The 11,901-nt window shown below is 72.7% G+C and carries 8 protein-coding genes and 1 pseudogene; 5 read left to right on the top strand and 4 right to left on the bottom strand.

Annotated features, from left to right (window positions below):
* Positions 1-697, top strand: a pseudogene (locus SLP03_RS08850) (PQQ-binding-like beta-propeller repeat protein); the annotation flags it as partial.
* Between the two features lie 29 nt (positions 698-726).
* Here the strand turns inward: SLP03_RS08850 and hisC are convergent.
* From hisC to hppD, 4 genes are read right to left on the bottom strand one after another with little or no spacing between them, the layout of a single operon-like run.
* Positions 727-1,830, bottom strand: coding sequence for a histidinol-phosphate transaminase (hisC, locus tag SLP03_RS08845; RefSeq protein ID WP_319460032.1), 1,104 nt, complete (start codon positions 1,828-1,830; stop codon positions 727-729).
* Positions 1,827-2,768, bottom strand: a complete 942-nt coding sequence (locus SLP03_RS08840) for an RDD family protein (protein WP_319460031.1) — start codon at positions 2,766-2,768, stop codon at positions 1,827-1,829. The genes hisC and SLP03_RS08840 overlap by 4 nt, the downstream gene beginning before the upstream one ends.
* A complete protein-coding gene (locus SLP03_RS08835; protein ID WP_319460030.1) occupies positions 2,765-3,508 on the bottom strand; it encodes an RDD family protein in 744 nt (247 codons plus the stop codon). Before SLP03_RS08835 ends, SLP03_RS08840 begins: the two co-directional genes overlap by 4 nt.
* Positions 3,509-3,518: 10 nt before the next feature.
* Positions 3,519-4,733 carry a 4-hydroxyphenylpyruvate dioxygenase gene (gene hppD / locus SLP03_RS08830; protein ID WP_319460029.1) on the bottom strand — a complete coding sequence of 405 codons (1,215 nt, stop codon included), beginning with the start codon at positions 4,731-4,733 and terminating at the stop codon, positions 3,519-3,521.
* A gap of 139 nt (positions 4,734-4,872) precedes the next feature.
* On the opposite strand from hppD, the gene SLP03_RS08825 reads away from it, so the two are divergent.
* The 4 genes from SLP03_RS08825 (at position 4,873) to SLP03_RS08810 (ending at position 11,872) form a co-directional block, all read left to right on the top strand.
* Positions 4,873-5,358 (top strand): Lrp/AsnC family transcriptional regulator, encoded by a 486-nt coding sequence (locus tag SLP03_RS08825; protein WP_319460028.1) that lies wholly within the window; start codon positions 4,873-4,875, stop codon positions 5,356-5,358.
* 99 nt (positions 5,359-5,457) lie between these two features.
* Positions 5,458-6,876, top strand: coding sequence for a hypothetical protein (locus SLP03_RS08820; RefSeq protein WP_413644489.1), 1,419 nt, complete (start codon positions 5,458-5,460; stop codon positions 6,874-6,876).
* 85 nt (positions 6,877-6,961) lie between these two features.
* Positions 6,962-8,629, top strand: coding sequence for a fumarate hydratase (locus SLP03_RS08815; RefSeq protein WP_319460027.1), 1,668 nt, complete (start codon positions 6,962-6,964; stop codon positions 8,627-8,629).
* Between the two features lie 261 nt (positions 8,630-8,890).
* Positions 8,891-11,872 (top strand): AfsR/SARP family transcriptional regulator, encoded by a 2,982-nt coding sequence (locus SLP03_RS08810; protein WP_319460026.1) that lies wholly within the window; start codon positions 8,891-8,893, stop codon positions 11,870-11,872.
* Positions 11,873-11,901 lie beyond the last annotated feature (29 nt).

Below are 11,901 nucleotides of genomic sequence, written 5' to 3'. Positions count from 1 at the left end.
GGCCGACGGCCGGCAGCTCTGGCGGGTCGACGTGCCGGGCGGCTGCCGTACCGACGTGGGAACCACGGCGACCGGCGAGCTGGTCGCGGTCGACGGCTGCGCCAGCCCGACGACGGTCGAGTTCCGGGACGCGGCGACCGGGGCGGTACGCACCCGCTGGCACCCCCCGGGCGGCGGTAGGGGACTGGTGGTGACCCCGGTGGGCTGCGGCGGCGGGCACTCGGAGTGCCGGGGGATGCGCACCACGGGGTCGGGTGACGACGCCGGCCGGGGTTGGCTGATCGGGGCCGGCGAGCCGGTCGCCGCGCCCGCCCTGGACGGGCCGGACGCCGAACTCGCCGGCGAACGGGCGGTCGGCAGCACCGGTGGGGTGCTGACCGGCCGGTCGGCGCGGACCGGCGCGGAGCTGTGGCGGCGGGCCGACCTCGGGCCGGTGCGGATCATCGCCGTGCAGCCCGGGCGGGTGCACCTGCTGACCGAGCGGAACGACCTGGTCACCCTCGATCCAAGTACCGGCGCCGAGCGGTCCCGCTTCGCGATGGACATCGGCCACGACGGCGTCGACTGGGTGCCCGGGCGGGCCTACGCGGCGGACGGCTACCTCGCCGTGGAACGGCTCCGGGAGAACGCCACCGCGGACTCCGACGACCAGGCGTACTTCCTGATGTCGGAGGCGGTGCTGCTCGCCGCGACCTGACCGGGGTCGGGTCGCGGCGAGCGGCCCGGTCAGGCCAGCGCCGACTCGGCGGCGGCGAGGAAGGCGTCGTTCTCCGCGGGGGTGCCGATGGTGACCCGGACCCCGTTGCCGGCGAACGGCCGGACGATCACGCCGCGGGCCTCGCACGCCTTGCCGAACTCCACCGCCCGCTCGCCGAGCGGCAGCCAGACGAAGTTGGCCTGGCTGGACGGCACGTCGGGGACGAACTTGCGCAGCGCCTCGGTGGCCCGGTCCCGTTCGGCGACGACCAGCGCGCACCGGCGCTCCACCTCGTCGGCCTGGGCCAGCGCGGCCAGCGCGCCCGCCTGGGCGGCCGTGCTGGTGGAGAAGGGCGTGACCACCTTGCGGACGGCGGCGGCCACCTCCGGGGCGGCGACGAGGAAACCGATCCGCAGCCCCGCCAGGCCCCACGCCTTGGAGAGGGTGCGCAGCACGACGACGTTCGGCCGGTCCAGGTAGGTCAGGCCGTCCGGCACCTCGGGGTCGGTGACGAACTCCCGGTACGCCTCGTCGATCACCACCAGCACGTCGTCCGGCACCGCGTCGAGGAAGCGGTCCAGCTCCGCCTTGCGGACGGCCGTGCCGGTCGGGTTGTTGGGGTTGCAGACCAGGATCATCCGGGTCCGGTCGGTCACCGCCGCGGCCATCGAGGCCAGGTCGTGGCCGTGCCCGGCGTCGTTGGGCACCCGCACGCTGGTCGCGCCGCTGGTCGCCGCGATGATCGGGTACGCCTCGAACGACCGCCACGAGTAGACGAGCTCGTCGCCGGGGAGGCAGGTGGCCCGGACCAGGTGCTCGGCCAGCGCCACCGAGCCGCAGCCGGTGGCGATCCGGTCGGCGTCCACGCCGTACCGCTCGGCCAGGGCCTGGCGCAGCGCGACCACCCCCATGTCCGGGTAGCGGTGCGAGCTGGCGACCGCCTCGGCGACCGCCTCCACCACGCCGGGCAGCGGGCCGTACGGGACCTCGTTGCTGGCCAGCTTGATCGCCTCGGGCAGGCCAAGCTCGCGGGCCAGGTCGACCGGGCTCCGGCCGGGCACGTAGTTGGGGAGCGCGTCGAGGTCGGCGCGGGTCAGCCGCAGCGGCGGCTGGTGACGTCCGGTGTCGGTCATGGGGTGTCTCCCGGGGGGTTGGCGCGGTCGCGCGGGGCGGTACGGGTGTCGGGCGTGGCGGCGCGGGGCACCTGGACCACCACGGTCCGCGCGCGCTTGTCGTGCAGCGCCTGGCGCAGCGGATGGTCGAAGAGCGGGGAGACCGCGTCGACGAACTGGAGCAGCAGGCCGAAACCGGCGCAGTACCAGAGCAGGGTGGGCAGGCCGAGGGTGCTCCACCGCCGAGTCGCCCGGCCGAAGCCGAGCGGCGCGTCGGCCTCGATCGGCAGCGCCCGGACCCGCATCACCCGCTTGCCGAAGGTCTGCCCGCGGGCCGCCATCGACGGCACCTCGTAGGCGAACCACAGCGCGGCGGCGATCAGCAGGATGACGAACCACAGCGCGTCGGTCTGCGCGCCGGCGGGCGCTGGCGGCGCGGTGGTGGTGTCACCCGTCTCGGCCCGCCGCCAGAGCTCCTGCCAGAAGGGAGCGACCTCAGCGATGAGGCGCCAGACGAACCAGCCGTTCACTGCGACGTTGAGCAGGAACAGGATGCCGAAGTCGATCAGGCGGGCGACCAGGCGGACGCCGAAGGAGGCGAGCGGCAGCCCGTGCGGTCGCGGCTCCGGCGGCCGTCCCGGCCAGGTCGGGTACGGCCAGCCGGGCGGCGGCCCCTGCGGGTGCCCCGGTCCGGGGGCGTACCCCGGTCCCGGCCAGCGCCCCGGGCCGGGCTGCGCCGCGCCCGGGTGACCGGGCTGCGGGCCGGGGCCGGGGCCGGCGGAGACGGGGGCCGGGGACGGCGGGGCGGCCGGGGGTGCCGGGGTCGGTTCGGCCGGCGGCGGGCCCTCGGGTGGGGTGGCGTCGACCGGGATCGGCGCGCCGATCCACCCCTCGCCGTCCCAGTACCGTCTGGTCTCGGGCTCGGCGGGGTCGACGTACCAACCAGGTTGCACTGTCACGGAGCAACCTTAACTACGACGGTGCCGGCAAACTTGTCGTGCAGGCATTGCTGCCAGGGCTTGTCCCAGAGCTGCCAGAACCCGTCGACGTAGTTGATGAAGGGAACCAGCGAACCGGCCACGAACTCGATCAGGTACCGCCGGCCGGCCATGCCGCGGGTCAGGGTGCGGGTCGGGTCGAGCGGGACGACCCGGATCTTCATCGCCTTCTTGCCGAGCGTCTGCCCGGTCCGGTGGGCGTACTCGACGTGGTAGAGCCAGTAGAAGACGAAGAGCACCAGGATCAGTCCGGCCTCGGCGAGCAGCAGCGGGACGACGAAGTCGCTCATCATCCGCGCCGGGTCGGGCTCGGTCATCGTCCCGTCCGGGTTGACCTTCAGCATCTCGGTGAACATGCGGTACCAGATCCAGCCGAAGAACGGCAAGAAGAGCACCATGGCCAGCAGGCTCGCCACGGCGGTGTCGATCAGCCAGGCGAGCAGCCGGTCGGTGAAACTGGCCAGCGGCTGGCCGTTCGGGGCCAGCGGCGGGGGCGGGTAGCCCGGGTGCTGGTAGCCCGGGTGCGGCGCCCAGCCGGGCCCGGGGCCGGGGTAGGCCGGCAGTCCGGCGTACGTGGGCGGGGTGTGCTGCCCGGGCACGGCGTACCGCAGGGGGGCGGCGCCGGTGGGCGGCGCGAAGCCGCCGCCCACCGGCGGGGGCCCGGCGGGCGGCGGCGTGCTGTTCGGGGGAGGCTGCGTCACGGCGACAGTGTTACAGGTTGCCGCGCTTCTCCTGCTCCCGCTCGATGGCCTCGAACAGGGCCTTGAAGTTGCCCTTGCCGAAGCCGAGCGAGCCGTGCCGCTCGATCAGCTCGAAGAAGACGGTCGGCCGGTCCTGCACCGGCTTGGTGAAGATCTGCAGCAGGTAGCCGTCCTCGTCCCGGTCGACCAGGATCTTGCGGGCCTTCAGCTCCTCGATCGGCACCCGAACCTGGCCGATCCGGGCCCGGAGCTCCGGGTCCTCGTAGTACGAGTCCGGGGTGTCCAGGAAGTCGACGCCGGCGGCGCGCATGGCGTCGACGCTGGCCAGGATGTCGTTGGTCGCCACCGCGATGTGCTGGGCGCCCGGGCCCTGGTAGAACTCCAGGTACTCGTCGATCTGCGACTTCTTGCGGGCCACGGCCGGCTCGTTCAGCGGGAACTTCACCTTGCGGGTGCCGCTGGCGACGACCTTGCTCATCAGCGCCGAGTAGTCGGTGGCGATGTCGTCGCCGATGAACTCCGCCATGTTGCTGAAGCCCATCACGCGCTTGTAGAACTCGACCCACTCGTCCATCCGGCCGAGCTCGACGTTGCCGACCACGTGGTCGACCGCCTGGAAGAAGCGCTTCGGCTGGATGCCGGCGTCGATCATCGGCTGCCGGTCCACGATCGGGCGGCGGGCCACGAAGCCGGGCAGGAACGGGCCGGTGTAGCGGGACCGGTCGACCAGGGTGTGCCGGGTGTCGCCGTACGCGGCGATGGCCGCCATCCGGACGGTGCCGTGCTCGTCGCTCACCTCGTGCGGCTCGACCAGGCCGGTCGCGCCATGAGCCGTGGCGTGCGCGTACGCGGCGTCCACGTCGGGGACCTCCAGCGCGATGTCGGAGACCCCGTCGCTGTGCTTGGCGACGTGCTCGGCGCCCTCGGCGTCGGGGCGGACCGCCCCGGTCAGCACGAAGCGGGCCGAGCCGCTGGTCAGCACGTACTGGGCGTGGTCCCGGTAACCCTGCTCCGGCCCCCGGTACGCCACGCAGGTCATGCCGAACGCGGTGGAGTAGTAGTGCGCGGCCTGCTTGGCGTTGCCGACCAGGAAGTGCACGTGGTCGAGGCCCTTGACCGGGAACGGGTCGCGGCTGATGTCGTGGTCGACGGCGCCGACGAGTTCGTCGACATCGACCTCGTCGACATCGACCTCGTCGGTCGGTCGGTCGATCGCCTGGGTCATGGTGGCCTCCCTTGCGTACCGGCCGGCCTCGTGGGCCGCCGTTGGTTGCTTGTGTGGTGAGGATCGCTGCGCCCCAGCCGGTTGGGCAACAGTACGCCGAAATGCTGGTCAGGTTGCGCATTCGGTAGGGTGTTACCCCATGAACGCTGGTCAGGATGTACAGCTGGATGAGCTGGACGTGCGGTTGATCGATCTGCTCGCGGCGGAGCAGCGGATCGGGGTGCTGGAGTGCTCCCGGCGGCTCGGGGTGGCCCGGGGCACCGTGCAGGCCCGGCTGGACAAGCTGGTCGACCGGGGGGTGATCGGCGGCTTCGGGCCGGACATCTCCCCGGCCGCGATCGGCTTCGGGGTGACCAGCTTCGTCACCCTGGAGATCAGCCAGCGGCACGGGCACGACCCGGTCACCGCGCACCTGGCGGCCATCCCCGAGGTGTTGGAGGCGCACACCATCACCGGCTCCAGCGACCTGCTCTGCCGCATCGTGGCCCGCTCGAACACGGACCTCCAGCGGGTGATCGACCAGATCGTCTCCTCCGCGGGCATCACCCGCGCCTCCACGATCATCGCCCTTGCCGAGCAGATCCCCTACCGCACCCTCCCTCTGGTCCGCTCGGCCGTGCGCTGAGGTCCGTTCGGCGCATAACGCCCAGATCGGCGAAGAAAGCGCGGCGACACGGCCACTCGGGGGCTCGGAGAGACGGTGATCGTCGCTACCGTGTCCGATGTGGCGAAGGGGAACGGCCCATGCGTGAGGTGCTATCTGTTCCTCGCGCTGATCGCGGTCGTCCTTCTCGCCGCGACCGGGGTGTGGAACCCGTTCCCGACCGTGTGGGACTGGGTCGACCGGAGCCAGCCGATCTCCGAGCCGGACGTGGTCTGGCAGCAGCGGGTCGGCGGCACCCCGAAGAGCGTCACCATCGCCGGCGACACCGTCATCGTCGAGCAGCGCACCCGGGTGGAGGCGCGCAGCCTGGCCACCGGCACCCAGCTCTGGGAGCGCAAGGCGGACTGGTCGGCGGTGGCCGGCGGCGACCGGGACCCGGTCGTCGCCGTGGGCAAGCTGCTGGTCAAGGGGTACGAGCTGCTCGACCCCACCACCGGCGCGGTACGTCGACGCGACACCGACGCCGTGGCGGTCTGGACGTACCGCAACGCGCTCCTCGACGTGCACTGCGCCGCGGCCACGGACTGCACGCTGAGCGCCTGGGACCCGCGCGGCACGAGACCACTGTGGACCGCCTTCCTGCCCGGCGTGCACAGCGGCCTGCTCGCCGACAACCCGGACCTGCTCGGCACCCGCCGGCTCGCCGCGCCGCGCATCGACGGCGGGGTGGCCGGACCGGAGTCCGTCCCGCCGCTGCTCGGCTTCCCGGTCGACGGGCGGGTGCACGTGGTGGACACCGCCACCGGCCGGGTGCTGCAGAACGTCCAGCCCGGCCGGGAGGAGCGGCTGGCGGTGATCGGCGGCCGGCTGCTCCGGATCACCGCCACCTCCCGCGACGGCACCTGCTACTTCGCCGTGTCCGCCCGGGACCCGGCCAACGGGCAGGAGGTGTGGCGGCGCACCGGGCTGAACCTGCGAACCGCCGACTACGCCGGGTGCGTGCAGCGGGAGGACCCGCAGGGCGCCCGCAACGTGCTGATCGGGGTCGGCCCGGACGGCCGCGAGGCGGTGGTCGACGGGTACGACGGCCGGCTGCTCCAGGTCGGCGCGGACGGGGAGAAGCTGCTCGCCGTCGACGACCGGTACGCGCTGGTGCGCGGCGCCGACAAGCGGTCCATCCTCGGCCGGGAGCTGTCGGTCGACCGGACCCGTTGGACCCGGGCCGTCGGTGGGAAGAGCGGCGCCGCGCTCACCCCGTACGCGGCGGTGATCGCCGAGGACAAGCCGTCCCGGCTGATCGCGGTGGACCCGCGTACCGGCGGCGAGCTGGCGGTCCTGCGGACGTCGGCGAACGTCCTGGCGGTCGGCCGCAAGGGCATGATCATCGGGGAGGGGCGGGAGATCGGGTACGTCCGCTGGGGCGCCGGCACCTCCGGGCCGCCCCCGCCGGAGGAGGGCGGCGGCCCGAACCCCGGCAGCACCTGGCAACCCCCCTCCGACGAGGGCAGTTGCGGCCCGAAGCGGGAGCTCTGCAACTGAGACGACGGCACCGGGTGAGAGCGGCGTCCCAGGACCCACCCGGCGGGTGTCACCGATCGACCGGCCTGCCCTAGGCTTTTCGTCCATGAGCAGTGCCGCCGCGTTCTCGTACGCCCCCTTGCTGCCGACCGGTCCCGACCAGACGGAGTACCGCCTGGTCACCGACGAGGGCGTCGATGTCGTCAACGGCCCGGGTGGCCGTCGCTTCCTCACCGTGGAGCCGTCCGCGCTGACCGCGCTGACCGCCGAGGCGATGCACGACATCGCCCACTTCCTCCGCCCGGCGCACCTGGCCCAGCTCCGGTCGATCATCGACGACCCGGCGGCCTCGCCGAACGACCGGTTCGTCGCGCTGGACCTGCTGCGCAACGCCAACATCGCCGCCGGCGGGGTGCTGCCGATGTGCCAGGACACCGGCACCGCGATCGTGATGGGCAAGCGGGGCCGGCACGTGCTGACCGACGGCGCCGACGCGGAGGCCATCTCCCGCGGCGTCTACCAGGCGTACACGAAGCTGAATCTGCGCTACTCCCAGCTCGCCCCGCTGACCATGTGGGACGAGCGGAACACCGGCAGCAACCTGCCCGCCCAGGTGGATCTCTATGCGGAGGACCCGGACGGGCACCCGGACGCGTACAAGTTCCTCTTCATGGCCAAGGGCGGCGGCTCGGCCAACAAGTCGTACCTCTACCAGGAGACCAAGGCGCTGTTGAATCCGACGCGGATGATGCAGTTCCTGGAGGAGAAGCTGCGGCTGATCGGCACCGCGGCCTGCCCGCCGTACCACCTGGCCGTCGTCATCGGCGGCACCTCCGCCGAGTACGCGCTGAAGACCGCCAAGTACGCCTCCGCGAAGTACCTCGACGCGCTGCCCACCGCCGGCTCGATGAGCGCGCACGGCTTCCGGGACCTGGAGCTGGAGGCGGAGGTGCTGGAGTTGACCCGCAACTTCGGTATCGGCGCGCAGTTCGGTGGGCGTTACTTCTGCCATGACGTGCGGGTGGTCCGGCTGCCCCGGCACGGCGCCTCCTGCCCGGTGGCGATCGCCGTCTCCTGCTCGGCGGACCGGCAGGCGGTCGCCAAGATCACCCCGTCGGGTGTCTGGCTGGAACGGCTCGAAACCGACCCGGCGCGCTTCCTGCCCGACGTCACCGACGAGACGCTGGACGCCGAGGAGGTCGTCCGGGTCGACCTGAACCGGCCGATGGACGAGATCCGCGCCGAGCTGTCGAAGTACCCGGTGAAGACCCGGCTCTCGCTGACCGGCCCCCTGGTGGTGGCCCGGGACATCGCGCACGCCAAGATCGCCGAGCGGCTGGACGCGGGCGAGCCGATGCCGCAGTACCTGCGCGACCACGCGGTCTACTACGCCGGCCCGGCCAAGACCCCTGAGGGGTACGCCTCCGGCTCGTTCGGCCCGACCACCGCCGGTCGGATGGACGCGTACGTGGAGAAGTTCCAGGCCGCCGGCGGCTCCCAGGTGATGCTGGCCAAGGGCAACCGGTCCGCCCAGGTGACCCGCGCCTGCCAGCAGCACGGCGGCTTCTACCTCGGGTCGATCGGCGGCCCGGCCGCCCGGCTGGCGCAGGACTGCATCAAGCACGTCGAGGTCCTGGAGTACCCGGAGCTGGGCATGGAGGCGGTCTGGAAGATCGAGGTGGAGGACTTCCCCGCGTTCATCGTCGTCGACGACAAGGGCAACGACTTCTTCGCCGAGGTGACCAAGCCGGTGCTGACGGTCGGCCGCCGCTGATCGTCGGACAGCTGAAAGGGGCGCCGGGCAGCAGGCCCGGCGCCCCTTCGTCGTCTGGTGCCCATTCGACATCGGTGCGCCCTACCGGGTGATGGCGGCCGGGCGCACCGCCCCCGTCGGATGTCGTCACCGACAACCCGGCATGAGTGTGGACCCCACCGCTGTCGATCCGCTATCACCTCGCTATCGCCTGGATGGGCGCGACTGGTTACCGGCGGGTTACTCTGCTGGAGTTTCCACCAACGGGGTTCGGGGGCGCAGATGCGGTTCGGGATCCTGGGACCCTTGCGGGTCGGCGGTGGTGAAGCCACCGTCACCGCAGGTCGGGACCGGGTCGTGCTCGCCATGCTGCTGCTGCGCGCAGGTCGGGTGGTCTCCTCCGAGGAGCTGGTCGACGCGGTCTGGGAGGAGCGCCCCCCGGCCACCGCCCGGGCCCAGCTCCAGATCTGCGTGTCGCGACTGCGGCAGCGCCTCGCCGCACTCGGACTGCCACCGGAGACCATCGTCACCGACCCGGTCGGGTACGGCATCCGGATCGAGCCGGCCGACCTGGACGCCGAGGTCTTCGCCCGGGGCGTCGAGGGCGCACGAGCCGCCGCCGCCGCCGGCCGACCCACCGAGGCCCGCCGGCACTACCGGTCCGCGTTGGCGCTGTGGAGCGGCCCGGCGTTGGGCGGGATCGCCAGCCGCAGCGTGCGCCGCCGGGCGCAGGCCCTCGACGAGCAGCGCCTCGCGGCGTTGGAGGAGTGCGTCGACGTCGAGCTGCGGCTGCGGCAGGCCGGCGACCTGATCGACGAGCTGACGGAGAGCGTCGAGGCGAACCCGTTGCGGGAACGGCTGCGTGGCCAACTGATGCTCGCCCTCTCCGCGGTCGGTCGGCAGGCCGACGCGCTCGCCGTCTACCGGGAAGGCCGCCGGCTCTACGTCGAGGAGCTGGGCATCGAACCCGGTGCGGCGTTGCAGGAGCTGCACCAGCGGGTGCTCGCCGGCGACCTGGCGCTGACCGACGCGGAGAGTCCACCGGTCGCCCCGGTACGCGCCCTGCCACGGGCGATCAGCGACTTCACCGGTCGGCAGCAGACGACGGCCCGGCTGGTCAAGGAGATCGAGGAGGACAACGCCCGGATCCAGCTGATCGACGGGATGGCCGGCAGCGGCAAAACCACCCTCGCGGTGCACGTCGCCACCGCCCTGGCGGACCGCTACCCCGACGCCCACCTCTTCATCGACCTGCACGGGCACAGCGAACGCACCCCGTTGACGCCTGCGGCGGCGGTGGCCACGCTGCTGCGCCAGCTCGGTGTGCCGCCCGAGCGGGTCCCGCTGGACCTGGACGACCGGGTCGCCCTCTGGCGCAGCGAGCTGGCCGCCCGTCGGGCCCTGGTGGTGCTGGACAACGCTGCCAGCGCCGACCAGGTGGCGCCGTTGATGCCCACCGGCCCGGACTGCCTGACCATCATCACCAGTCGCCGTCGGCTCGTCGGGCTGGATGAGGGCCGACCCTCCTCGTTGTCGGTCCTCGACGAGGACGAGGCGGTCGAGCTACTGGGCCGGGTGGCCGGCGTGGACCGGGTGGTTGCCGAGCCTGAGGCAGCCGAGGAAGTGGTCCGCCGCTGCGGCTATCTGCCGCTGGCGATCCGGCTGGCCGGTGCCCGGCTGGCGCACCGGCAGCACTGGCGGATCGCCGACCTGGCCGAGCGGCTGGCCGTCGGGCGGGATTTGTTGGCTGAGTTCGCGGCCGGGGAACGCTCAGTGGGGCAGGCGTTCGGCCTGTCGTACGCCCAGGTGACGGCGCCCGCGCAGCGGCTGTTCCGGCTCCTCGGCCTGCACCCGGGCGTACGGTTCGACAACCGAGTGGCCGCCGCCCTCGCGGAGCTGCCGCTGCCCGAAACGCAGGACGTGCTGGACGAGCTGGTCGACGCGCACCTGGCGGAGGAGGTGGAGCCGGGCGGGTACCGGCTGCACGACCTGATCCGGGGGTACGCCCGGATGCTGGTCGCCGAGCCGGATCGAGCGGACGAGCGGCGGGCCGGCCTGGAGCGCCTCCTCGACTACCACCTGGGCGTGGCCGGGGCGATCGCCTGGACGATCGAGTCGGCGGGTAGCCGCAGGTCGCTCCGGGTCGGCGAGCCGGAGCGGACCGACCTGGTCGCCGCCACCGTGGCACAGGGTCGTACCTGGTTCGACGACAACCTCGCCACGCTCACCGCCCTGGTCCGGCTGGCCGAGACCGAGGATTTCCCGCGCCACTGTTGGCAGTTGGCCCGGGCCTGCTGGCGGGCCAACTTCGACGGCGGCCATCTGGACGAGCTGGTCGAGACGCACACGATCGGGCTTCGCGTTGGGGAGGCGTCCAGCGACGACGTGGCGAGAGCCGTCATGCTGAACTACCTCTCCTCGGCGTACTACCGGCTGGCCCGCTTCCCCGAGGCGATCCGGCTAATGGAGGTGGCGCTCGACCTGCGCCGCAGGCTTGGCCTGCGTTCCGAGGTCCGCAGCACGCTCTGGAATCTCGGTTCCTCGTACGCCGCCAACGGCGACTACCGGCAGGGCATGGAGTCCTTCGACGCCGCGCTGGCCATGACCCGGGGTTCGGGGGAGCTGGGCGAGCTGGCGAACCTGCTCAACAACATGTCCTTTGCATTGCTGGGCTGGGGCCGGTACCAGGAGGCACTGCGCCTCAGCCGGCACCACCTGCTGGTGGCCCGCCAGGTCGACGACGTCCCGCAGACGGCGAAGGCCATCGGTCATCTGGGAATGATCCGGCATCGGATGGGAGACGTGGCGCCCGCCCGCCGACTGCTGCGAGCGGCGCTCGATCTGAAGCGGAAGCTCGCCAGCAGGTACGGCGAGGGTGAGGCGCTCAACGAGCTGGGCATGATCGAACGTGAGGCCGGCCGCCCCGAACAGGCCGCTGCCCTGCACCGGGAGGCGCTGGTCGCGATCAGCGTGGCCGGGGACCGGATCGGGCAGTGCGCGTCGCGCAACCTGCTGGCCCGGGCGATCCTGGACCAGGGTGACGCGGCGAGTGCACTGGACCTGCACCGCCGGGTGCTTCAGGACGCTACCCGGCTGGGTGCCCGCTACGAGCAGGCCCGGGCGTTGGACGGCATCGCCCGGTGCCTGCGGGACACCGACCCGGCGGCGGCCCGGTCGCACTGGACCCGGGCCCTGGCCCTGTTCCGGCAGGTCGAGTCGCCGGACCGGCACGAGGTGGAGCGGCTGCTCGCCGAGCTGGACTGAGCGATCATCTGCGGGTCGGCGACGGGCGC

It is taken from the genome of Micromonospora sp. RTP1Z1 (assembly GCF_033804685.1).
Classification (GTDB): domain Bacteria; phylum Actinomycetota; class Actinomycetes; order Mycobacteriales; family Micromonosporaceae; genus Micromonospora.
The sequence above is the reverse complement of the archived record's forward strand: the minus strand, read 5'-3'. Positions and strand labels throughout refer to the sequence as shown.

Excerpts from the sequence above, each read along its gene's own strand:
- hisC (WP_319460032.1), bottom strand. The coding sequence starts at position 1,830 with ATGACCGACACCGGACGTCACCAGCCGCCGCTGCGGCTGACCCGCGCC.
- hppD (WP_319460029.1), bottom strand. The coding sequence starts at position 4,733 with ATGACCCAGGCGATCGACCGACCGACCGACGAGGTCGATGTCGACGAG.
- SLP03_RS08825 (WP_319460028.1), top strand. The coding sequence starts at position 4,873 with ATGAACGCTGGTCAGGATGTACAGCTGGATGAGCTGGACGTGCGGTTG.
- SLP03_RS08815 (WP_319460027.1), top strand. The coding sequence starts at position 6,962 with ATGAGCAGTGCCGCCGCGTTCTCGTACGCCCCCTTGCTGCCGACCGGT.
- SLP03_RS08810 (WP_319460026.1), top strand. The coding sequence starts at position 8,891 with ATGCGGTTCGGGATCCTGGGACCCTTGCGGGTCGGCGGTGGTGAAGCC.